The 507-nt window shown below is 62.7% G+C and carries 1 protein-coding gene; it reads left to right on the top strand.

The window, feature by feature from the left end:
- Window positions 1-507 (top strand): Ig-like domain-containing protein (locus IVB47_RS29015; RefSeq protein ID WP_247466458.1); only part of this gene is annotated, 507 nt, incomplete at both ends.

Raw genomic sequence — 507 nt, 5'->3', positions numbered from 1 at the left:
GAGCATGGCCCGGCGAAGACGGTGACGGTGTCGTACACCGACGACGCGGATCTCGGCGACACGCACACCTTCGCGATCTACACCACCGGAACCAAGGGCAAGGTCGTCAGCAACGACGACGGCACGTTCAGCTACGATCCGAATGGCGTCTTCATCGGCCTGAAGGCCGGAGAGGCCGCACAGGATACGTTCAAGTACACCGTGACCGACGGCTCCGGTGCCTCATCGACCGCGACGGTGACGATCACCATCAAGGGCGAGAACGATGCTCCGGTGGCGAAGGACGTCACGGCCGATGTGCAGGAGCACGGCCCGGCGAAGACGGTGACGGCCTCGTACACCGACCCCGACCTCGGCGATACCCACAGCTTCGTGTTGGACACCACCGGAACGAAGGGCAAGGTCGTCAGCAACGGGGACGGCACGTTCAGCTACGATCCGAAGGGCATGTTCATCGGCCTGAAGACGGGAGAAATCGGGCAGGATACGTTCAAGTACACCGTGACT

Origin of the sequence: Bradyrhizobium sp. 62, assembly GCF_023073035.1 — a bacterium.
Classification (GTDB): Bacteria; Pseudomonadota; Alphaproteobacteria; order Rhizobiales; family Xanthobacteraceae; genus Bradyrhizobium.
This window is presented reverse-complemented; position numbering and strand designations above follow the sequence as displayed.